The organism is Nonlabens sp., assembly GCF_018401815.1.
In the GTDB taxonomy this organism is placed as follows: domain Bacteria; phylum Bacteroidota; class Bacteroidia; order Flavobacteriales; family Flavobacteriaceae; genus Nonlabens.
On the sequence record NZ_JAGYKG010000002.1, the window covers coordinates 495,380 to 518,284 of the forward strand.

Here is a 22,905-nt window from a genome sequence, read left to right on the forward strand (position 1 = left end):
AAAATTAGGTTTAAAAAAACCTGATTTTTATTCTTGATGGAATACAACTCAGGTTTTCTTTGTGAAGGCCGCTTTAGTTTTAGGTTATAAATGCTTGGTTCTTGCCATTTGTAACTTATATCCTGAATTTATTTTCATAATCGGCATCATGATAGTTTCTTTTTACGAATTCCATTGCCGTGTTTAATACACCACCCATACTTCTAGTAGATTTAAACGCTATATCTCCCGTAAAGTCATGAAGCTCTTTCTTAAGTTGTTTGAACTTTGAAGGAGTTGATATAAAATCGGCCTTCATGCATTTTATCAACTGTCGGTATCGTTTTTGGGTATTAATCAATCGTTTTGCAATCAGTGCCCTTTCTTCTTTTTTATATTGCTCAATACTTTCGCTCTTAAGATGAGTTGCTACATTAGTAACCATTGCTAAATTCTCTTTAAAAAATTGCGGTCGGTATACTTTTAAGTTGCCTTCATAACTTTGCTGATCAAAATCTATAGCGCGTATCGCATAACTAACTCTGTCAAAATCATGAGTTGGAATAACCACGTAGTTATACGACCTCATATCTCCTAATAATCGGATCAAGCAACGTTCATTAAATTTGACAAACTCTTTAGCTATTTGAGTCAGCTCTTGCTGATCGCAATCTTCCATATAATTCTCTATGAATTCATCACCTGGAATACCCGCGATATGTTCTTCAATTAAGGTATTCTTATACACTAAAAAATTAATGCGGTGAGGTGATAATAAATGTTCTACTTCTAATCCATAGACTCTTGAAGCATCTGCTTTTTTTACATAGAAATAGGTAAATCCATCGTTAAGAATATTTCGTATCCGGATACGAAATGGTTTTGTATTACCAAAGGTGCAGTAATCCACAGCGTCTACATTGAGATAATCCAATGATTTGTCCCGTCCATCACTGTGAAGAATATCGTAAATTCTTTTTAAATGGCCATCTATTTGCTCCCGATCAGAATCAGAATAAAAACAGCGCACCCACAAAGTGTCTTCATCATTTTTATCATAAACAGTAATACAACCCGCAAACCTCAATAAATCATCATAGGAAACTGGGATAGAAGTAGCTCTATTGTATCTTTTTAGGTAATCTGATAAGGAGGTTCCAATAGGAAATGTAGGTTTCTTATTAGAGAGTAATTTATCATTGAGGATCTTATTAGACATCACTAGTGTAACATTTGGTGTTTCTTGCAGTCCCATAATACAACAAAAAAACTTTATTAGTGGAAACCATCCTTGAAATTAATCAACTTCATAAAAAATATGGTTCGCTCACCGCAGTGGATCATATTTCATTTAAAATAAAAAAAGGCCATGTCTATGGAATTCTGGGTCCTAACGGCAGTGGTAAATCCACCACTTTAGGAATGGTACTCAACGTAGTGAATCCCACTAGTGGCGATTATAGATGGTTTGAAGGAAGCACCTCTAATCATGACGCCTTAAAAAGAATAGGAGCTATTATAGAGCGACCTAATTTTTATCCCAGCATGAGTGCGATTCAAAATCTAGAGCTGGTCTGTAAAATTAAAAATATAGCGCCTTATAAAATAGAAGAAAAATTAGCTCTTGTAGATTTGCTTTCGCGCAAGCATTCGGCTTTTAAAACCTACTCTTTGGGGATGAAACAACGCCTTGCGATTGCAAGTGCCCTGCTCAATGATCCGGAAATATTGATCCTTGATGAACCAACTAATGGCTTAGACCCTCAGGGAATAAGACAAATACGGGATATTATCCAAAAAATAGCCGCCAATGGAACTACGATCCTTCTGGCGTCTCATTTACTTGATGAAGTAGAGAAAGTATGCACCGACGTAGTGGTATTACGCTTAGGTAAAATGTTGTATTCAGGTCCCGTAAATGAAATGAATAGAAATCACGGTTCTATAGTTATTGACGCAGTTGACAGAGAAGCCCTGCATCATTTTCTTAAAACTAAAGCCTATGCTGGAAGCATCACGGTACACGATGATGGTCTAGAAGTAACACTTTATGAAGACGTAGATCTTACACAAATCAATAAAGAAGCTTTTGAAAACGGTATTATTCTATGCAAGCTATTTCATAAAAAACAAAGTCTCGAAGACCAATTCATTGAGTTAACCAACCAAAACTAATCCCGGCCATGAAAAGATTATTAGACATCGAGTTTCACAAATTCAGATACAGTAAAAGCAGCAAAACACTTACCATTATTTATTTAGCTATAGTAGTCCTATTAATGCTTTCGGGCATGATACGAATCAAATTGAATGGCTTTAATGGCAGCTTCTCCGATTTAGGAATATTTAATTTTCCATTGATCTGGCACGTGAGTACTTACTTCACCAGCTTTCTTAAGATTTTTATTGCGATAGTGATCGTATCCTTAACGGCAAATGAATACAGTAATAGAACGTTAAAGCAAAACTTGATAGATGGTTTAAGTAAAAAGGAATTAATACTATCTAAGTTTTATTTAGCGCTTACTCTGGCTATACTCACTACTTTGATCGTATTCTTAGCCTCTTTAATATTAGGCTTGATTTATTCTGACTTTAATGAGGCCTCCATAATTTTCTCCCAAATGGGATATCTCGGAGCGTTCTTCTTAGCCCATTTGGTATTCTTTTGTTTTTGCCTATTTGCGGGTATTTTAGTAAAAAGAAGCGCCTTTGCTTTAGGGTTCGTAGCTGTATGGTGGATCTTTGAAGCTGTATTAAATTTAATTGCTAGAGGTGTAGATCAACTCTATGAAACGCATATTTATGATTGGTTGTTACACATTTTACCACTTAACGCCATGTCTAATTTAATCAAAGAGCCAGTAACTAAAATTGATTTGATTTCTTCTACAATAAAACAAATAGATATCCAAGGCCTGGATTTTACTTATGATATGGAATGGATTGATATCCTTTCCGTAAGTATCTGGAGTGCTTTATTTATATACTGGTCTTATGCCTTACTAAAAAGAAGAGATTTGTAAGTTACATTTTATAGGACTGCAACTAAATGAAGAATTACTAAAAAAGTATTAATTGTGATACAGGTGTGTTAAATTCGCATATGCAGAAAAAGAAATTCTTATTTTCCTTAATTATTGCGTCCATCACATTGTCTTGCGGAATGGTAAGTGCTCAATTACAGGCATCGAACTGGTATTTTGGATTCAATGCTGGTATTAATTTTGATCCGTCAACTGGAGTGGTAACCCCCTTAACTAATGGTCAGGTTTCAACCAACGAAGGCTGTGCTACCATTTCAGATGAGAATGGACAGCTGTTGTTTTATACTGATGGAATTATCGTGTATGATCGCACCCATCAAATCATGCTCAATGGTCAAGGATTAAGAGGGGATCCATCTAGCAGCCAAAGCGCGATTATTATTCCAAAACCTCAAGATGCCAATATCTATTATATCTTCACTGTGGATCTCCCACCAGGAAATCAGGGTGGTGGTGATAAAGTTCATTATTACGAAGTAGACATGAGAGGTAATTCTGGACTCGGAGAGGTAACTACCGATATCAACAATCCGCCATCGTTAGTAGATGAGGCTTCTGAAAAACTGACCGCAATTAATCACGCCGTTAATGATGAAATATTTGTAACTACTTATGCTAACTCTACAGGTTTTGGCTTTTTTGATTCATTCCACACATTTACTGTTTCTGCCACTGGAGTGAATCCAATACCTATTATTTCAACTGTTGCTACTCCTACTTTAGCAAGAAGGGGGTATCTAAAATTCTCACCAGACGGTCGCTTTCTAGTTTCTTGTACCATGGGTGCTCAAAGTTATATCTATGATTTTGATCAAAGCACTGGAATCGTTTCTAATGAAAGGGCTATAAACTTAACTACTTCTAACCAAGCTGGTTATGGAGCAGAGTTTTCACCAGACGGCAGCTTATTGTACATTACAGCTTCTAATGATACTTTTGGAAATAATCCAGCAAATCATTCCTCTACTCTTTATCAATTTGAACTTACTCCAGCAAATCTAGCAGCTCCATTTTTGAATGGTATGGAAATTGATACACGTCCAGGTTACCGAGGCGCCATACAATTGGGTATCGATGGGAAAATTTACCGAGCTCTTGCTGACACTTTTACCCTAGGGAGAAACTTTTTAGGGGTTATTAACAATCCTAATGTCGTAGGTACTGGTTGTAATTACCAACACGATGCCATTCCTTTGGCTGGGCGCATGTCAGCTCAAGGGTTACCTCCTTTTATTCAAAGTTTCTTTGCTTTGATAGAAGTAGAAAATCTGTGTTTAGGGGATGGTACCACATTTGAATTTCAATCAGACACCCCACCAGATTCTGTGCTATGGGAATTTGGTGATGGCAACACGTCGACCCTAGAAAACCCAACTCACATTTATGCTACTGCTAGAATTTACAATGTGGTTTTATCATTAACCAGAGGCGGAAGTACCAGAGTCTATCGTAAAAATGTACAGATTTATGACACTCCTGTCGCAAATACCATAAGCGATATCATTGCCTGTGATGCTGATTTAAACGGCAGAGAAATAGTTGATTTAGACTTATTTGCTACACCACAAATTTTAGGTACTCAAGACCCTAACCTTTTTACCGTGCGGTATTTTACTGATCAAGCAGATGCCGATTTGAACAGAAATGCTATTACTACTCCCTACCTAGTAAGTGTCCCTCAACAAACACTTATTGCTAGAATTTATAACAGTAATAGCGCCAGCTGTTATGAAACCTTAACCTTTGATTTAAAATTGTTTGATCAACCCATTTCTAATCTGGTAACTGATTTAGAGGTTTGTGATGACGATTATGATGGTGTGATGACTTTTGATTTGAGCAACCAGACCAATACGATACTAGGCTCTCAAAATGCGGCTGATTTTAATATCTCGTACCATTCTTCACAAAATGATGCAGACACTAACTCTGGCGCGTTGGTATTGAATTATACCAATACGACCCCTTTTAATGAAACCTTATTTATCCGTATAGAAAACGCTTTAGAACCCAGTTGTGCTGATACCAATCAATCTTTTGATTTAATTGTTAATCCTAAACCTGTAGCTAACGACTTCTCCGCCTTTCAATGCGACGAAGACGGGATTCCAGATGGAAGAACTGTGTTTAGTTTTATGAGTTTTGATGATTCAATCAGTGCAAACGCATTAGATGTTAATGTCTCCTATTTTAATAATCAAAACGATGCTGACACCAATATAAATTCATTGGATAATGTGAGTTATACCAACCTTACTCCTATGCAAAACATCATTGCCAGAGTTACTAATGATCTCACTGGATGCTATACTACTTCTACTATTACTTTATCCGTTAGTGCTAGCGATGCTCAAGACACTGAATTGTCGATCTGTGATGATGACGGAATCGAGGATGGTCTTGCAGTGTTTGATCTGTCTACTGCCAATAACAATGTGTTGATTAATGCTCCATCAAACGTGACTGTAAATTATTACACATCCTTAAATGATGCGTTAACCGAGCAAAACGTTCTACCGAATCTACTGACCAACACAATTCCCAATAATCAAATCATTTTTGCAAGAGCTGAATCTCCAGATGGAAACTGTTTTGGAATCAGCGAGGTGTTATTAACAGTGAAGGCACTACCGGTTATAGAATTAACCGAATTGTATGATTACTGTGGTAACAATCCGCAAGCTTTAATTCTTGATAGCGGCCTCTTAACTGGATCTGTAAGTGACTACACCTATTTATGGAATACTGGAGCTACAACAGCATCTGTTTCTGTAACTGCTGGTGGTGATTATCGTGTGACCGTATTCAACCTAGAAGGCTGTTCTAAAGATAGACTGATTACGGTAATCATAAGTGAGCCTGCAACTATTACTAGTATAGAAACTATAAATGCAGGTACGGGAAGTGGTGGATCTGCAACCATTAATGTAACTGGATTGGGTGATTATGAATACCGCATCAATTTAGAAGCCTCTTATCAAGACAGCCCTATTTTTAACAACATTGCGCCTGGATTTTATACCGCCTATGTAAGGGATAAAAACGGATGTGGTACTACCACTCAAGATTTCAGTATTGTGGGTTATCCTCGTTTTTTTACTCCTAATAATGATGGATATAATGATTACTGGCAATTAATAGGTGTTTCTGTAGTTTTTGAACCCAATTCTGAAATTTTTATTTTTGACCGATACGGAAAAATGTTAAAGCAAGTTTCCCCGCAAGGTCCGGGCTGGGATGGAACCTATAACGGCACTCCTTTACCTTCCAGCGATTATTGGTTCAAAGCTACGTTAATAGACGGAACAATCTTTTCTTCTCACTTTGCTTTAAAAAGATAAATTCAGTTTGCCTATTTTTACCGTAGAATAGAGCAATGAAGTATATTTTATATTTTTTCGTTTTTGTTTGTTCCGCTTTCGCGAAAGCGCAACTAGAATCCTCCTTCTGGTATTTTGGGATCAACGCAGGGATTGATTTTAATACCGGGAGTGCTGTAGCTATTAATGATGGCCAATTAATAACTGGAGAAGGTTGTGCTACGATCTCTGATGAATTCGGTAATTTATTATTCTATACAGACGGCTCATTAGTTTATGACGCTGCTCATATCGTAATGCCCAACGGAACTGGTCTAAAAGGAAACTCTTCCAGTACCAGCAGCGCTATCATCGTTCCATTACCTGGAACTCCTAATTTATATTATGTCTTTACCGTAGATACTGATGATTTGGTCTACCGCAATACAGAAGGACTGCACTATTCTATCGTAGATATGTCATTAAATGGAGGCACCGGAGATATAGATCCACTTAATAAGAATATCAATTTACTCCCAATAACTTCAGAAAAACTAACCGCTATTTCAAACGATACGGGTGATGGATTTTGGATCATTTCGCAGTTTCAAGATTTGTTTTATTCTTTTGAATTAACCGCCAGTGGTTTAAGTACGAGTCCTGTTATTTCTCAAGTGGCTCCTTTTGTAGAGTTGATTACTTCACCTATAACAAATGTTGATGTAGCTGCCATGCGAGGGTATATTAAGGTCAACGCTAGAGGTAATAGACTGGTTGCCGCTCATTTTTCAAATAATACCACAGCAGAGTTTGCCGGAATTACAGATATTTTAACGGCACGCAGCGCTGCTTATGCTAACGGTGGCGAGTTATACCTATACGACTTTGATAATGCTACAGGTGTTGTTTCAAATCCGCAACCCTTGTTGACTAGACAAGATGGTGGGTCCATTTATGGCGTAGAATTTTCTGGAAATGGACAATTTTTATATGCAGAAGTGGATTATATGAATGCCTCCACTACTCAAATATTTGAATTAATAAGAGGCGAAATTGTTCAATATGACTTAACAGCTTCTAATATTGCCACTAGTGCTACAGTTATTCATCAGGATAACATCACGCCTTTTAGAGGTGCGCTTCAATTGGGGCTGGACAATAAAATCTACCATTCTAGATTTCAACAAAATGCATTGAGTGTAATTAATAATCCGGATGACGCAGGAACCAATGCAACTTATACTTTTAACTCTTTTCCTTTAACTCAAAATACCACAGCATGGTATGGGTTGCCTATTTTTGTGCAATCCTTTTTACTAAATGGAGAGATTGAAGCACTAGATCATTGCTTTGGTGAAGAACAATCTTTTAGTATCAATAGCTCTGCAAACTTAGTTTCTGTAGTTTGGGATTTTGGAGATGCTGCCTCAGGAGCTGCTAATAGCTCCAATGAACTCAACCCTTTTCATCTATTCTCAGCTCCAGGAGTTTATACCATCTCAGCAACAGTAGAGACCTTAGTTCAAGTCTTTACTATTACAAAGACTATAGAAGTATTGGAACAAGTTGCTATCAATAGCTTTCCCCCTCTATTAGAAGTTTGTGAGGAGGGTTTTGATAAAGCTGTATTTGACTTGACGGAAATTGGTGGGATTATTTCTACCAATAACAATCAAACAATACGTTTTTATGAATTAGAGGTAGATGCGCTAGAAGATCAAAACTCTATTTTAAATCCTTCGAATTACACCAATCTATTTCCTACTCAAGAAATTTTTGTGCGCGTATCCAATCCAAATTGCTTCCAGATTTATTCCTTTTTGATACAGATAAAAAATTGTCCTGTAGAAGTTTTTAATGTGGTTACTCCTAACGGTGATGGATTAAATGATACGTTTATCGTTTCTGGTCTTTATAATATCTATGCTAACCATAAAATGTATATATTTAGCAGGTACGGACAAAAAATATGGGAAGGAGATAACAATTCTGGCGGTTGGGATGGCACTTCTAACAGTGGTTTATTCCACTCGAGAGAAAAGCTTCCAACCGGAACCTATTTTTATGTATTAGAATTAAACGAACCAAATATCAACCCTAAATCAGGCTATGTTTATCTTAGATAAGCCTGAAACAATTACATGTAAAGATGAAAAGACTTTTACTTCTTACCTTAACTTTAACTCTTAGTTTATCGCTCTCAGCCCAAAATGAATCTTCTTGGTGGATTTTTGGTGATGGAGCTGGTATAGAATTTACTCCTAACCCTCAAAACAGATCCAATAGCCCCGCAGTACTAACTTCTGGATATGATACCGATGAAGGTGTAGCAGTAATATCAGATGACAATGGCAACCTGTTGTTTTTTACAGATGGATCTAACGTTTGGAATAGTAATGGAGCCATTATGCCAAATGGAACTGGACTCGACGGAAATTTTTCTTCGACTCAATCGGCTATAGTAGTTAAAGCTCCAGAAACTCCAGGTGTCTATTTTATATTTACCGTAGGTGCAGCTGGCGGAGGTCCTTTATCCTATTCAAGAGTTGAAATGGCATTAAACGGTGGCTTAGGTGATGTCGTTGGAGGAATTAAAAATATTGTTTTACTTCAAAGTTGTGCAGAAAAAGTTGCTGCTACGATCAAAACCAACTCTAATAATGCCTATGTCATGACCTTTGCAGAGAGTAATGCAACTGCACAAAACAATGGAACTGGAGATTTTAATGCACTTTTTACTTGGGAAGTAAGAGGTATTCCTGGCCCTAATGTATCTTTCGTTTTCCCGACCCCTATTCCACAATCTTCTAATGCCAACCAAGGATGGTTCCCTACTCCAGTAGGTGTTACAAGTGGTGACCGTGGTATGTTACGTATTTCCCCTGATGGTACTAAGCTAGTAATCTGTAATCAAAACGGTGGTTTTGGAGGTACGACCTCTACTGGAGCATATTTATATGAATTCAATCCTGGTAATGGCCAGGTAAGTGGCGCTGGATTAACCCTTCATACAGGTCCTGTTTACGGAGCTGAGTTCTCTGCCTCTTCTCAATACCTGTATCACGACGATAGTTCGACCTATGGTTTTAATGGCACTAAATTGATTTTTCAATACGAATTATGTGATGATGCCAATATACTTTCTTCCAAAACTCAAATAGCCAATGTTTCTGAAGGAAGAAGCACTTTACAACTTGCAAAAGATGGTGATATATACGTATCACGATTTGACCAAACCACCATAGGTAAAATTGAAAACTCTGAAACGGCTACTGCTACATATAACCCAACGGCATTTGACATCAGTCCAGGAATAGGTAAGCAAGGTTTACCCGTATTTATACAATCCAATTTTCAAAGTTTCTTTACGGTAAGTGATCAGTGTCAGGGTGACATAACTGATTTTCAGCTCGCTTGTTTACCACAAGTTGCTGCTTCTATGTGGGATTTTGGGGATGGAAATACCTTATCGGTTACTGGACCTGGAATTGTACAAAATAGCTATGCAACCGCGGGAACTTATACTGTAACTGTTAACGTCACCAACGTATCTGGTGACGTAAGAAATTTTACTCAGGACATCACGATTTTTGAAAATGGAATTGTTGATCCTATTGATACGACTTTATTAGATTACTGTGATGATGATAATTCTGGATCTGAAATAATTGATTTAACCCAATTTACTGCAGATGTGTTAGGTACTCAAGATGCCGCTACATTTGACATCAGTTACCACCCAACGATGATGGACGCAGAAATGGATACCAATCCATTACCTGATAACTATGATGTGGCTGTAGGCACCATTCAAATATGGGTGCGTATCTCAAATAATACCTCACCTATTGATGACGGTTGTAGCGCTATTGCTTCATTTGACTTAACTGTAAGCACCACACCTAGTGTTTCAAATATTCCTGACTTTGAAGTATGCGACGACTCTAGTCAAGATGGTTTAGAAGGTTTTGACCTAGCAGGTTACCTATCAGTCATTGACAATACTGCTGGCAACCCTACCGATGTGGCTTATACTCTTCATAATTCTCAATCGGATGCAGACATGAATATGGCTGCTATAGATACAAGTGTACCTTTTACAAACACTACAAATCCTCAAGTAATTTATGTAAGACTTCAAAATACCAATGATGCAGACTGTTTTGGTACCGCTCCATTTAACTTGGTAGTACGAGACGTTCCTCCTATTTCAACTCCTGTAGCTATTGAAGTTTGTGATGATGCGCCTTTGGATGGAAGCAACGATTTTATACTTGAGGATCTAGATCTTGAAGTCGATCCTTCTGGATTAAATACCGTAAGCTATTACAACAACTTAAATGATGCTAATTCTGGAAACAATCCTCTAAGCTCTCCTTACTCCGTTGCAGGAACGGAAGAACTGTTTGTAAGATCTGAAACACTAGAGGGATGTTACAATACCACAAGTTTTATGATCACTGTGCAAGAAGCTCCTTCTATAGGAAATGCACCTGATCTAACTAATATTTGCGATGATAGTGTAGACCTTAATCAAAACCTATTTGAACTAAGCGTTCAAGATGCGATCATACTTAATGGTGCTAATCCAGCAGATGTTACTATAACCTACCACACTACAGATGCTGATGCTCAAGCAGGAACAAATGCACTTCCCATCACTTATGTAGTTCCTTTTCAGGCGGGAGTGACCACCGATTTATTATTTGCTAGACTGGAAAACAATACTACTGGATGTTTCAATACGTCTGCTTTTACAATCATTTTTGAAAGATGTGAAATTATTTTCCCCGAAGGTTTTAGCCCTAATAATGACGGGATTAACGACACCTTTTCCATACCTGGTCTTGCAGAACAGTACAATAACTTTATCCTAAAGGTATTTAATCGCAATGGTTCGGTAGTTTATGAAACAACCGCTTCTAACTATCAAGAATTTGCTGGAATACCTAATACAGGAGTATTAGCTGGCAACGGATTGCTGCCAACCGGTGTTTACTTCTATGTGATCCAATATAATGATGCTGATACCCCAGACTCCGCTAGTTGGGTATACATCAACTATTAAAGGTTCCCTGCTCTAATTTAAAGGATCTCAGTTGTATCAACTGGGATCTTTTTTTGTCTTACATTTTAAGCTTTCGCGAAAGCGCACCCAATACACTATATCGATTGAAATAATTAGCTTTTTATTATGCGTGCATAACAAAAAAATGTATATTGCAGTATAATTGAAACCATGAGAGATAAAACTATTGATTACATTTTACGGGCCACATGGATGTCTGTATCAAAAATGTATAATGAACAGGCTTCTGTAAAAGGCAGTACCATGTCTACAGGGTTTGCACTTATCAGTATTGATCCAGAAACGGGAACACCTAGCACTTCTTTAGGTCCAAAGATGGGAATGGAAGCTACTTCTCTATCGCGTACTCTTAAAATGATGGAGAATAAAGGACTTATAGAAAGACGCAAAAACCCGGAAGATGGGAGAAGTGTTTTGATACATCTAACCGATTTCGGAATGGAAATGCGCAATTTTTCTAAATCAGTGGTTAAAACATTTGACCAAGTGGTTAAAGATGAAATTGAACCTGAAAAATTAGAAACTTTTCTAGAAGTTGCCTTCAAAATCAATGAAATAGTTAATTCTAAAAAGATATTCAAAAAACAAACTCTAGTAGTTCAAAAATAAAATGGAAAAACGTAGAATAAAACATGTAACCGTTATAGGTTCAGGAATTATGGGAAGCGGTATTGCCTGCCATTTTGCAAACATAGGTTGTGAAGTTCTTCTTTTGGACATCATTCCTAGAGAACTTACGGATAAAGAAAAAGCAACTGGTCTTCATTTAGAAGACCAAGTCGTTCGTAACCGTATGGTTAATGATCAATTAACAGCTTCTATTAACAGTAAACCGGCGCCTTTGTACAATCAATCCTTTGCCCGTAGAATTTCCACTGGAAACTTAGAAGATGATCTTGTCAAAGTAAAAGATACCGACTGGATTATTGAGGTGGTTGTAGAGCGACTGGACATTAAAAAGTCTGTTTTTGAACAAATTGAAAAGTACCGCAAACCAGGAACTTTAATTACTTCAAACACTTCTGGAATTCCTATTTCTTTTATGAATGAAGGACGTAGTGAAGATTTCCAGAAGCACTTTGCAGTCACTCACTTTTTCAATCCGCCGAGATATTTAAAATTATTTGAAGTAGTCCCAGGTCCTAATTGTGATCCTAAAGTGACTGACTTTTTAATGAAATATGGTGAAAAATACTTAGGAAAGACCTCTGTTCTTGCAAAGGATACTCCAGCGTTTATTGGAAACCGAGTGGGTATTTTCTCTATACAAAGCTTGTTCCATACCGTAAAAGAAATGGGATTGACCGTTTCTGAGGTTGATCAATTAACGGGTCCTGTTATAGGTCGTGCAAAGTCAGCTACTTTTAGAACAGTAGATGTAGTAGGATTAGACACATTGGTACATGTTGCTAATGGTGTTTATGAAAACTGTCCAAATGACGAGCATAAAGACACCTTTAAACTTCCTGATTTCATCAATACCATGGTGGAAAAGAAATGGTTAGGTTCTAAAACCGGTCAAGGTTTTTATAAAAAGAATGTTTCTAAGGATGGACAGAAACAAATTCTAGCCTTGAACCTTGATTCCATGGAATACGAGATTCAACCTAAAGCTAAGTTTGCTACACTAGAATTGACCAAATCAATTGATACCGTTACCGACCGTTTTCCAGTTTTAATTAAAGGGAAGGATAAAGCTGGTGATTTTTACAGAAAATCATTTGCCTCCTTGTTTGCCTACGTGCAACATAGAATTCCTGAAATATCTGACGAACTATACCGCATCGATGATGCGATGAGTGCAGGTTTTGGATGGGAACATGGCCCCTATCAAGTTTGGGACGCTGTAGGCGTTACAAAAGGTATAGAACTCATGAAAGCTATTGGTAAAGAACCAGCAGCTTGGGTTATAGAAATGCTTGAAAAAGGTTTTGAATCTTTTTACAAGGTAAAAGACGGTGCGACTTACTACTACTCCATTCCAGATAAAGATTATGTAAAGAAACCCGGACAAGATGGGTTTATTATTCTAGATAACTTGCGTGCTAATGCTCCAGTATTTAAAAACTCTGGAGTGACTGTTCATGATATAGGTGATGGTATTCTAAATGTAGAATTTACGTCTAAGATGAATTCTATAGGTGGAGACGTTCTCGCTGGGCTCAACAAAGCTATTGATATTGCCGAAGACCGTTTTGATGGTCTAGTGGTAGCAAATAACGGTACCAACTTCTCTGTAGGAGCAAACATAGGTATGATATTTATGATGGCCGTTGAACAAGAGTATGACGAATTGAACATGGCAATCAAACAATTCCAAAACACAGTGATGAGATTGCGTTACAGTAGTATTCCTACTGTAGTGGCGCCACATCAAATGGCTTTAGGTGGAGGATGTGAGATGACCATGCACTCAGACGTGGCTGTTGCCAGTGCAGAAACGTACATAGGCTTAGTAGAATTTGGTGTAGGTGTAATTCCTGGTGGTGGTGGATCTAAAGAGATGGCCTTACGCGCTAGCGACACATTTGAGAAAAACGATGTAGAATTGAACAGACTGCAAGAATACTTCTTAACTATAGGTATGGCAAAAGTGGCCACTAGTGCTTACGAGGCATTTGACCTAGGTATCCTTAGAAAAGGAATTGACCATGTAGTGGTTAATGATCATAGACGTATCGCTTTCGCGAAAGCGCAAGCGAGATTATTAGCTGATAAAGGTTACACACAACCTGTGAAACGTACCGATATAAAAGTATTAGGAAAGCAAGCTTTAGGAATGTTTCTTGTAGGAACAGATGCTATGAAAGCGGGGAAATACATTAGTGACCATGATTTGAAAATAGCTAATAAACTTGCCTATGTTATGGCAGGTGGTGATTTAAGTGCTCCTACACTAGTTACCGAACAATACTTACTAGACTTAGAGCGTGAAGCTTTCTTAAGCCTTGCAGGAGAACGTAAGACTTTAGAGAGGTTACAACACATGATCCAAAAAGGTAAACCTTTAAGAAATTAAGAAAATGACAAACGCATATATAGTTGCCGCAAAAAGAACGGCAGTAGGAAAATCAGGTCGTGGTGTTTTTAGATTTAAAAGACCAGACGAACTAGCAGCAGAAACAATTCAAGGAATGTTGAAAGATCTTCCTGAATTTGACAAAGGACGCATTGATGACATGATTATTGGAAATGCTATGCCCGAAGCTGAGCAAGGGCTTAATATGGCACGTCAAATTTCACTCCTGGCACTGGACAGAGTAGATGTTCCCGGAATCAGTATCAATAGATGGTGCGCTTCTGGACTTGATGCTATAGGTGCAGCTGTGGCAAGGATACAATCTGGAATGGCTCAATGTATAGTAGCCGGTGGTGTTGAAAGTATGAGCTATGTTCCTATGGGTGGATACAAGCCTGCTCCAGCATATAGCTTAGCTATACAAGGTCATGAAGATTACTACTGGGGAATGGGACTTACAGCAGAAGAAGTTGCTAATGCATATAAAATTTCTAGAGAAGAGCAAGATCAGTTTGCTTATGACTCTCACAGGAAGGCTTTAAAAGCTCAAGCCGAAAATCGTTTTCAAGATCAAATTGTACCTATTGATGTGGAAGAGACCTATCTAGACGAGAACGGAAAGAAAAAAACTAGAACTTATACGGTAACTAAGGATGAAGGTCCTAGGCAAGGTACCAGTATTGAAGCACTTGCAAAACTGCGTCCTGTTTTTGCTGCTGGTGGTAGTGTAACCGCTGGTAATTCTTCACAGACGAGTGATGGGGCTGCTTTTACCCTTGTAATGAGCGAAGAAATGGTTAAAGAATTAGGTATTACACCTATTGCAAAATTAGTCAGTTTTGCTGTCGCAGCTGTTGAGCCCAAAATAATGGGGATCGCCCCGATTATAGCCATTCCTAAAGCCCTTAAACAAGCAGGACTTAAAAAAGAAGATATGGCTCTTATTGAATTGAACGAAGCTTTTGCCAGTCAATCAGTTGCTGTGGTTAGAGAACTTGGACTCAACAAGGATATTGTTAACGTAAATGGTGGAGCTATAGCACTAGGTCATCCTCTGGGATGCTCAGGAGCTAAATTATCGGTACAAATCTTTGACGAAATGCGCAAAAGAGGTCATCAGGGAAAACATTGTATGGTAACCATGTGTGTTGGAACTGGGCAAGGGGCAGCTGGAATATTTGAGTTTTTAAATTAAAAAAAAGGCTTTTACAAAACGAGATAACACTATATATTATGTCAATAGGAACAATTAATCAAGCAAAAATGATACGCGGTGGTCAATTCATCGTGACAGAAACCAATCCACAAGATGTGTTCAGCCCTGAAGACTTTACGGACGAGCAAAAGATGATGCGGGAAAGTGTACAAGAATTTGTAGATAAGGAAATCATTCCTCATAAAGAGCGCTTTGAAAAGAAAGACTATGCCCTTACTGAAGAAGTTATGCGCAAAGCTGGTGAAATGGGATTCTTGGGAGTCGCTGTTCCTGAAGAGTACGATGGGTTAGGAATGGGATTTGTTTCTACCATGTTGGTATGTGATTACATATCTGGTGCCACAGGTTCCATTGCAACGGCATTTGGAGCTCATACAGGAATAGGTACCATGCCTATAACTTTATATGGAACTGAAGCTCAAAAAAAACAATATGTACCTAAACTTGCTACTGGTGAATGGTTTGGCGCCTATTGTCTTACAGAGCCCGGGGCAGGTTCTGATGCCAACTCTGGTAAAACCAAAGCAGAACTTACCGAAGACGGCAAACATTACAAAATCAACGGCCAAAAAATGTGGATCTCAAACGCTGGTTTCTGTAACGTATTTATAGTATTTGCTCGTTTAGGAGATGATAAAAATATTACTGGTTTTATCGTAGATAATGATGCAAGTAATGGTATCTCTATGGGTGAAGAAGAACACAAATTAGGTATACACTCCTCCTCTACTCGTCAAGTATTCTTTAACGATTGTATGGTCCCAGTAGAAAACATGCTTGCCGGTCGTGGGGAAGGGTTTAAAATCGCTATGAATGCATTAAACGTAGGCCGCATTAAACTTGCGGCAGCTTGTCTAGATGCTCAACGTCGAGTGATTTCTCTTGCAACACAGTACGCAAATGAACGCGAACAATTCAATACTCCTATCGCAAAATTTGGAGCCATAAGAAAAAAACTAGCTGAAATGGCAACCAATGCTTATGTGGGCGAAAGTGCTTCTTACCGTGCCGCAAAGGATATTGAAAACAGAATTCACTTGCGTCAAGAAGCAGGAGCCACGTTTGCCGAGGCCGAATTGAAAGGCGTAGAAGAATTTGCTATTGAATGTTCCATCCTTAAAGTAGCCGTATCTGAAGACATGCAAGCTTGCGCAGATGAAGGCATCCAGATTTATGGCGGAATGGGATTTAGTGCAGACGCTCCGATGGAAGCAGCTTGGAGAGATGCCCGTATCTCACGTATTTATGAAGGTACCAATGAAATCAATCGCATGCTAGCTGTAGGAATGCTTGTTAAAAAAGCAATGAAAGGCCATGTCAACCTGCTAGAGCCAGCTATGGCAGTAGGAAATGAATTGACTTCTATACCTTCCTTTGATACCCCAGACTTCTCTGAGCCCTTATCAGAAGAAATGGATATGGTAAAAAAACTTAAAAAAGTATTTCTAATGGTTGCAGGAAGCGCTGTTCAAAAATTTGGACCTGAATTAGAAGAGCACCAACAGTTACTCCTAGCTGCATCTGATATCTTAATTGAAATCTATATGGCCGAAAGCGCTATTCTTAGAACCCAAAAGAACATCGCACGTACTAGTATTAAAGAGCAAAAAGAGCAAATGGCGATGTCTAAATTGTATTTGTACAGTGCTTCAAAAATAGTACAAGCAAGAGCTGAAGAAGGAATTTCAAGTTTTGCTGAAGGAGATGAACAACGCATGATGCTTTTGGGATTAAAGCGATTTACAAAATATGTAAATCTTCCTAATGTCGTAGAATTAAGAAATACTATTGCCGATAAAGTAACCGCAACTAATAAATATCCATTTTAGAAATTGAAGTCATTGTGAATAAAAAGCCGCTTACTAGCATTAGTAAAGCGGCTTTTTTGTGTTTCTTTCTAATGTGTGTCAACATATAAATTGATAGGAAAACTATAGAAGTGTGATAGAGCAACTGAGAATTACCTCATACACCTTAATTCTTAACATATCCTAAAGAAGGAAATTAGCAGCTTACTTTAACTTTGTAATTATGATACAACTACTAGAAAACTTTAATTTAGAAAAAGGATTTGAACTCGTACTAGAATACGGAATCCCTTTATTTAAGGCGCTTGCAATTTATATCATAGGCAGCTGGCTTATTAAAAGGATAGCTAAGATAACCAGCAAAGTTATGGAGGCTCGTGAATTTGAATTGACACTTCAAAAATTCCTTAATAAAATCATAAGTTGGGCGCTATGGATTCTACTCCTAGTTGCCATTGTAGGAACTCTTGGTATTGAAACCAGCGGTTTTGCTGCTATTCTTGCTGCCGCTGGACTGGCTGTAGGGCTGGCCTTACAAGGGTCTCTTTCTAATTTTGCTGGTGGTGTGCTTTTACTGGTCTTCAAACCCTTTAAAGTAGGAGATACCATTGAAGCACAAGGAATCACGGGCACAATCAAAGAAATAGATATTTTACAGACTAAAGTAGTTACCTTTTCCCGCAAACTTGCTATTATTCCTAATGGACCGCTTCTTAATGGGAACATCATTAACTTTGATACAGAAGGAATTTTAAGATGCGATACCATGATTGGTGTTAGTTATGATGCAGATATACCAAAAACCCTAGAAGCACTTACAAAATTATGTACTGACCATCCATTAGTGCTTCAAGACCCAGCTCCTATTGTTCAAGTGTCAGAAAATGCAAGTAGTTCTATCAATATTTTAGTGCGGCCTTATACACTTACAGCCGATGTGTGGACCGTCAACTTTTACCTGCAAGAAAACTTTAAACCTACCTTGGACTCCATAGGTGTGGAGATCCCATATCCGCACCAAGTAGAAATTCGAAAATAAAAGTTCCGATATACAAATATGAAATGCCTGCTCTAGAAATCAGCAGGCATTCTGTTGTATTATTTACCATCAATTTAGTAAAAGTCAGAAACGGTTCGGCTACCTTTCTACAACTTATATAAAAGTTGATTTTATGATATACGATGTAAGCTTGTTAGATGTGACTTCTATAAATGAAATTGAGGGCAGATGGTCGCATGATGATTATATGGCATTACTAAATGTTTTTGAATTTGGAGATCCTGGTGAAGCTACTGATCAGGATCTTAAGGAATTGCTCTATATGGCAATTAGCGACTTTGAACCTCAAATAGCTGCTGCACTTATACTCCAACACCAATTAGGAGAAGAACTAAATCAAGGTCAAATAGAGCAAATTTCTCATGATATGCTCAAAGAGAATGTGGCCGAACATTACTCTGATATCTCTTTTCATTCTAGATTATTTGATATTAATGAATTGCTCTATAAAGCTTATAATGGAAAATTTCCACATGCCAAAGCCAGTGTGATCAAAGTACAACTCGTTCCTCATCATAAAACTGATATGGTAGTGGATGAAGCAATTGCACTTAAATGTCTGGCTCCTATTATCAATGACCATTCAGTAATCAAACGTTTGTATAACAACCAGCTGGCAGGAAAAGAAGAATTTGTTGAAGCTGCAGCTATTATTTGGTATTTCAAAACTTTAGAAAACGATGAATACGAGATTATTACTTCACATTACTGGATCAATGATGCTGCCTTTACCGCTTTAAAAAAAGAAGTGACCATAGAAATAGAAGACTGACTAGTATTGCGAGTTGTTAGATAAAAGCAGTTTTTTTTATTCTCGCTTTCGCGAAAGCGAGTCATAACTTATCTTTAAAACAAATTTTTAGTATGAAAATTATTATTATAGCCTTATTGGTGAGTTTTTCAGGAATCGCACAAGTGCCTACAGATCATCAAATGGACCTTTACAATATTATTGAAGAAGTGAGTGCCGACCGTATTGAAACAGATATCAGAATATTGGCTGGCTTTGGAACTAGAAACACCTTCTCCGATACGATCTCTGACACCAGAGGAATAGGTGCTGCAAGAAGGTGGATAAAAGCAGCATTTGATAAAATATCAGCAGATTGTGGTGGGTGTCTGGAAGTATTTTATCAAAAAGATTACGTAACTAAAGAAATGGGGAGCCGCATTCCCAAAGATGCTTGGGTGGTAAATGTGGTTGCTATTCAACGCGGTACAAAAAACCCTAATGATATGGTGATGATGAGCGGTGATATAGATTCAAGAGCTAGTGACACCATGGATTTCACTACAGATGCCCCTGGAGCAAACGACAATGCTAGCGGGATGGCAGGAACCATTGAAGCAGCAAGGGTATTGAGCAAGAGGAAGTTGAACAATAGTATTGTTTATGTGGGATTAAGTGGTGAGGAACAAGGGCTTTTTGGCGGTAAGGGACTTGCGGCATATGCGCAGGAAAAAAAATGGAATGTCATAGGCTTTTTAAACAATGACATGATAGGTAATATAACAGGCGTCGATGGAGTGATTAATAACCGCGAATTCAGAATTTTCTCAGAACCTACAGATCCTACAGAAACAGAAAGACAAAAAAACGGAAGACGTTTTTACGGTGGTGAAGTAGATGGAATCTCAAGACAATTAGCAAGATACATACACAAATCAGTGACCGATTATATGCCCGAAATGAAACCCATGATGGTGTACCGATTGGATCGTTTTGGTCGTGGTGGACACCACAGGCCTTTCGCCGACCTTGGGTTTCCAGGAATTCGAATCATGGAAGCCCATGAAAATTACACCCAACAGCACCAAGACATTAGAACAGAAGACGGCATCAACTATGGAGATGTTGTAGCGCATGTCAACTTTGCGTATGCAAAAAAATTAACAGCAGTAAATGCCATCAACCTGGCACAACTGGCATGGGCTCCTACTCGACCACAAAATGTAAAAATTGGCGGTATTGTAGAAGCTGATGTGAAATTACAATGGGATCGAGTAACAGAAGCGGTGGGTTATAAAATCTATTGGAGAGATACTACCAGTCCTACTTGGGACCACTCTCGTTATGTAGGGGATCTATCTGAGTTTACGTTAAAAGGCATTGTGATCGACAACTCGTTTTTTGGAGTAGCAGCGGTTGGAACAGATGGTATAGAAAGTATGGTAAGTTTTCCTAGTGGCGTTTTTAGATAAAAAACAAGTTTTCAACTTATTACAGCTCTTGGTGTTCACTTCCAAGAGCTTTTTTTCAACTTTTTATTTAAATTAGTGCATCCTTTAGGAGCCCATAGTATTAAAATAAACCCTATAAAGGTATTTAAGTAGACCTAGAACTATGTTTTATTTTTCTTTTTTCTGATGACTCTTACGGACAAAAAAACTATGAAGTTCAATAATCGTATATTTGATATGCTAATTGTTACTACATATGAAAGCTTTCAAATATATTTTTATTCTTCTAATGATTCTTATCATAGGAGGTGCTGTATATTTTTCACTTAAAGAGGGCACATACGATATTACTCAAACTCGCGTCATAGCCGCACCTCCAGAGGTAATATACGAGCAAATAGAAGATTTTAAAGAATGGGAGAACTGGAATCCATGGTTTAAAGATGAAGAAATTAAAACCACAATAGGAATACCAACTCAAGGTCTGGATGCTAATTATTCTTTTATAGAATCTTATGGCAATGGTAAAATAACCATCACAGGTCTTGAACCAAATAAGTCAATTAGCATGAATAGGTTTTACGATAACGGTATAACCAGTTCTAATAGTGAGGTGATGATAGTGCTAGAACAAGTTAAAGACGGAACACTTGTTAGCTGGAATATTAAAGGAGAACAAGGATTATTAGATAAAGCAATGGCTACTGTTTTTGGTTTCCATATGGAAGAGGAGATCACTCCTAAATATAAAAAAGGACTAGAAAACTTAGAAGTTATCGTCATTAAAAACATGAAGGTAAGTTCTTCAAGTGTTGACGGCATCATAGAAACTGGAGGCGGTTATTTCTTATACATGTCCTCTAGTGCAAAAAAAGAAAATTTTCAAGAATTGAAAACCCAGATGCTCCAAAACATCATGTCCTATATGCAGCGCAACAAGATAGATATGTACGGCATGCCTCGTGTTATCTATGAGAAAATAAATCCTTATGACGGTAATATGATTTTTTCTGCTGCAATACCTGTACAGAATAGAGAGATTACCGCTACTAACAGCAATATATTGTGCAGCTATCAAGAACCAGGAAAAACAGTAAAGGTGACTCTGAAAGGAGCTTATAGCAATTTAGAAGAAGCAAGAAAAAAAGGAGAAGAGTTCATTGATCAAAACGGATTGGTACGATCTGAAGAAGCACCCTATGAAGTTTATAAAACAGATCCGATGCTTACTCCAAACCCAGCAAATTATCTCACAGAAATATACTTACCTATTCAATAAATGAAAGCATTCTTATTTGTTTTTCTTGGCGGCGGCTTGGGAAGTAGTCTCCGATTTTATTTTTCTATTATAGAAAATAGCAATAGTCTGAAGTGGATTCCCACGATTAGTGTAAACATCTTGGGTTGTTTATTATTAGGAGGTTTTCTCGCAGCTTTTCACAAAGAACACCTCACCCATCACTGGTATGTGTTACTAGGAGTTGGCTTTTGTGGTGGTCTCACCACATTTTCGACATTTAGCGCAGAGCTTTTTTTCTTGATTAAAAACGGTTCTTATTCTTCTGCTATTTTGTACCTCGTTTTAAGTCTTGTTTTAGGGATTTTAGCTGCTGGATGGAGCTATTGGTCAATTGAAAAGCTATTGACTTAAAGGATCAAGATAGAATTACTTATCAGGATCTAGAAGAGAATTGTTTTAATTATAAAATAAAGTCTTGCTCTAATTATATCTTTTCCATACTTAAATTGGTTTTATTGTTAAGAATAGTCAATCCTAAATAATTAGGCGCTTCATTACTTTTTGATATTCCTAAACCCCACTAGTTGGATACCAACGGCTGAAGTGAACGCCTGGAAAGAGAGGGTAACTAGCACAGATAGTGCTCCAGCAGTTTGCGCATCGAGTGCGGAAATTCATGGTGCTTAATTGCATTTCCTTTAAATAGCTCGTGTTTCCGCAGCCTTTAGAGGTGGGGAACGGAAAGCTTGATGCTATTAAATAGCTTTTGAGAAAGCTTGTTAGCGCATCCGCTATGCAGCGGATTGACGACAGCATTGAATAGAAAAGCGCAAACCTCATAAATTCCAGCAGTTTGCGCATCAAGTGCGGAAATTCATGGTGCTTAATAGTATTTTTTATAGAGCTCGTGTTTCCGCAGCCTTTGAGGTTAGGGAACGGAAACCTTGATGCTATTAAATAGCTGTTG

The 22,905-nt window shown here is 37.9% G+C and carries 15 protein-coding genes; 14 read left to right on the top strand and 1 reads right to left on the bottom strand.

The annotated features are described in order from the left end of the window. Nucleotides 1-115 precede the first annotated feature (115 nt). Nucleotides 116-1,198 carry a hypothetical protein gene (locus KG732_RS06575; protein WP_213521654.1) on the bottom strand — a complete coding sequence of 361 codons (1,083 nt, stop codon included), beginning with the start codon at nucleotides 1,196-1,198 and terminating at the stop codon, nucleotides 116-118. Nucleotides 1,199-1,257: 59 nt separating this feature from the next. Here KG732_RS06575 and KG732_RS06580 point away from each other — a divergent pair, with 59 nt between their 5' ends. The 14 genes from KG732_RS06580 to crcB all read left to right on the top strand — a co-directional run bounded on the left by KG732_RS06580 (nucleotide 1,258) and on the right by crcB (nucleotide 22,349). Beyond that, the gene (locus KG732_RS06580) at nucleotides 1,258-2,154 is read left to right on the top strand and encodes an ATP-binding cassette domain-containing protein (protein WP_213521655.1); all 897 of its coding nucleotides are present in this window, start codon (nucleotides 1,258-1,260) and stop codon (nucleotides 2,152-2,154) included. 8 nt (nucleotides 2,155-2,162) lie between these two features. Further along, on the top strand, nucleotides 2,163-3,005 hold the full coding sequence (locus KG732_RS06585; protein WP_213521656.1) for an ABC transporter permease subunit: 843 nt from the start codon (nucleotides 2,163-2,165) through the stop codon (nucleotides 3,003-3,005). An 80-nt stretch (nucleotides 3,006-3,085) separates the two neighbouring features. Continuing rightward, on the top strand, nucleotides 3,086-6,367 hold the full coding sequence (locus KG732_RS06590; protein WP_213521657.1) for a T9SS type B sorting domain-containing protein: 3,282 nt from the start codon (nucleotides 3,086-3,088) through the stop codon (nucleotides 6,365-6,367). 35 nt (nucleotides 6,368-6,402) lie between these two features. Next, a complete protein-coding gene (locus tag KG732_RS06595) occupies nucleotides 6,403-8,451 on the top strand; it encodes a gliding motility-associated C-terminal domain-containing protein (RefSeq protein ID WP_213521658.1) in 2,049 nt (682 codons plus the stop codon). Between the two features lie 23 nt (nucleotides 8,452-8,474). Beyond that, nucleotides 8,475-11,393, top strand: coding sequence for a gliding motility-associated C-terminal domain-containing protein (locus tag KG732_RS06600; RefSeq protein ID WP_213521659.1), 2,919 nt, complete (start codon nucleotides 8,475-8,477; stop codon nucleotides 11,391-11,393). 171 nt (nucleotides 11,394-11,564) lie between these two features. Beyond that, nucleotides 11,565-12,023 (top strand): MarR family transcriptional regulator, encoded by a 459-nt coding sequence (locus tag KG732_RS06605; RefSeq protein WP_213521660.1) that lies wholly within the window; start codon nucleotides 11,565-11,567, stop codon nucleotides 12,021-12,023. Between the two features lies 1 nt (nucleotide 12,024). Beyond that, nucleotides 12,025-14,433 (top strand): 3-hydroxyacyl-CoA dehydrogenase/enoyl-CoA hydratase family protein, encoded by a 2,409-nt coding sequence (locus KG732_RS06610; RefSeq protein ID WP_213521661.1) that lies wholly within the window; start codon nucleotides 12,025-12,027, stop codon nucleotides 14,431-14,433. 4 nt (nucleotides 14,434-14,437) lie between these two features. Then, nucleotides 14,438-15,628 (top strand): acetyl-CoA C-acyltransferase, encoded by a 1,191-nt coding sequence (locus tag KG732_RS06615; RefSeq protein ID WP_213521662.1) that lies wholly within the window; start codon nucleotides 14,438-14,440, stop codon nucleotides 15,626-15,628. A 38-nt stretch (nucleotides 15,629-15,666) separates the two neighbouring features. Then, complete coding sequence (locus KG732_RS06620) at nucleotides 15,667-17,478, top strand: acyl-CoA dehydrogenase family protein (protein ID WP_213521663.1); 1,812 nt, start codon at nucleotides 15,667-15,669, stop codon at nucleotides 17,476-17,478. Nucleotides 17,479-17,680: 202 nt separating this feature from the next. Continuing rightward, nucleotides 17,681-18,496 (top strand): mechanosensitive ion channel domain-containing protein, encoded by an 816-nt coding sequence (locus KG732_RS06625; protein WP_213521664.1) that lies wholly within the window; start codon nucleotides 17,681-17,683, stop codon nucleotides 18,494-18,496. 133 nt (nucleotides 18,497-18,629) lie between these two features. Beyond that, on the top strand, nucleotides 18,630-19,289 hold the full coding sequence (locus KG732_RS06630; RefSeq protein ID WP_213521665.1) for a hypothetical protein: 660 nt from the start codon (nucleotides 18,630-18,632) through the stop codon (nucleotides 19,287-19,289). A 92-nt stretch (nucleotides 19,290-19,381) separates the two neighbouring features. Continuing rightward, nucleotides 19,382-20,719: a M28 family peptidase gene (locus KG732_RS06635; protein WP_213521666.1), complete on the top strand. Its 1,338-nt coding sequence runs from the start codon at nucleotides 19,382-19,384 to the stop codon at nucleotides 20,717-20,719. Between the two features lie 268 nt (nucleotides 20,720-20,987). Then, a complete protein-coding gene (locus KG732_RS06640; protein WP_300980351.1) occupies nucleotides 20,988-21,977 on the top strand; it encodes an SRPBCC family protein in 990 nt (329 codons plus the stop codon). Then, nucleotides 21,978-22,349: a fluoride efflux transporter CrcB gene (gene crcB / locus KG732_RS06645; protein WP_213521668.1), complete on the top strand. Its 372-nt coding sequence runs from the start codon at nucleotides 21,978-21,980 to the stop codon at nucleotides 22,347-22,349. The last annotated feature ends 556 nt before the right edge of the window (nucleotides 22,350-22,905 follow it).

Excerpts from the sequence above, each read along its gene's own strand:
- KG732_RS06575 (WP_213521654.1), bottom strand. The coding sequence starts at position 1,198 with ATGTCTAATAAGATCCTCAATGATAAATTACTCTCTAATAAGAAACCT.
- KG732_RS06585 (WP_213521656.1), top strand. The coding sequence starts at position 2,163 with ATGAAAAGATTATTAGACATCGAGTTTCACAAATTCAGATACAGTAAA.
- KG732_RS06590 (WP_213521657.1), top strand. The coding sequence starts at position 3,086 with ATGCAGAAAAAGAAATTCTTATTTTCCTTAATTATTGCGTCCATCACA.
- KG732_RS06595 (WP_213521658.1), top strand. The coding sequence starts at position 6,403 with ATGAAGTATATTTTATATTTTTTCGTTTTTGTTTGTTCCGCTTTCGCG.
- KG732_RS06600 (WP_213521659.1), top strand. The coding sequence starts at position 8,475 with ATGAAAAGACTTTTACTTCTTACCTTAACTTTAACTCTTAGTTTATCG.
- KG732_RS06605 (WP_213521660.1), top strand. The coding sequence starts at position 11,565 with ATGAGAGATAAAACTATTGATTACATTTTACGGGCCACATGGATGTCT.
- KG732_RS06610 (WP_213521661.1), top strand. The coding sequence starts at position 12,025 with ATGGAAAAACGTAGAATAAAACATGTAACCGTTATAGGTTCAGGAATT.
- KG732_RS06615 (WP_213521662.1), top strand. The coding sequence starts at position 14,438 with ATGACAAACGCATATATAGTTGCCGCAAAAAGAACGGCAGTAGGAAAA.
- KG732_RS06620 (WP_213521663.1), top strand. The coding sequence starts at position 15,667 with ATGTCAATAGGAACAATTAATCAAGCAAAAATGATACGCGGTGGTCAA.
- KG732_RS06625 (WP_213521664.1), top strand. The coding sequence starts at position 17,681 with ATGATACAACTACTAGAAAACTTTAATTTAGAAAAAGGATTTGAACTC.
- KG732_RS06630 (WP_213521665.1), top strand. The coding sequence starts at position 18,630 with ATGATATACGATGTAAGCTTGTTAGATGTGACTTCTATAAATGAAATT.
- KG732_RS06635 (WP_213521666.1), top strand. The coding sequence starts at position 19,382 with ATGAAAATTATTATTATAGCCTTATTGGTGAGTTTTTCAGGAATCGCA.
- KG732_RS06640 (WP_300980351.1), top strand. The coding sequence starts at position 20,988 with ATGATTCTTATCATAGGAGGTGCTGTATATTTTTCACTTAAAGAGGGC.
- crcB (WP_213521668.1), top strand. The coding sequence starts at position 21,978 with ATGAAAGCATTCTTATTTGTTTTTCTTGGCGGCGGCTTGGGAAGTAGT.